We start from the raw sequence: 477 nt of genomic DNA, 5'->3' as shown, positions 1-477 counted from the left end.
ATCCTATTTATGTGAATAAAGAAATGATGAGGGCGAAAAGAATCACGCCTGAATCATTCTGGGCTGAGGATAGTATCTATCGGACTTCTTTTCTTGATGCGCCTCAAGGAGCGGCAGGAACGGAAGAAGAATTTAACCAGTTGAATGATCGTCTTTTCCCAGATAAAGATCATCTGCATATTTACCTTTGGAATAATGAATTTACGAATTATTATAATAATGGTCGTTATTGGGATGGCGCTTATGTGTGGTCAGTGTATGACGAAAAGAGAAATCGATTTACTGTTTTCGATGCTACACTGGTATTGGATTGAATTATTCCATATAGTGAACTGGAAAAGGAGAGAGAAGATGGAACTATTAGAAAAAGAAAGTATTGATTTTTATTTGGAACGTAATCGAATCCCATTCACTTATGCTTTTTTCAAGGAAGAAGAATATGACGGGCTAAATAGTCATCAGGAGGCAGTTTTAGAA

At 36.5% G+C, this 477-nt stretch carries 1 protein-coding gene; it reads left to right on the top strand.

The annotated features are described in order from the left end of the window. On the top strand, nt 1–314 hold a 314-nt coding region (locus tag HMPREF2988_RS10605; protein ID WP_083314641.1), incomplete at its 5' end, for a hypothetical protein. Nucleotides 315–477 lie beyond the last annotated feature (163 nt).

Origin of the sequence: Enterococcus sp. HMSC061C05 (assembly GCF_001814765.1) — a bacterium.
Lineage (GTDB): Bacteria > Bacillota > Bacilli > Lactobacillales > Enterococcaceae > Enterococcus_B > Enterococcus_B lactis.
The sequence above is the reverse complement of the archived record's forward strand: the minus strand, read 5'-3'. Positions and strand labels throughout refer to the sequence as shown.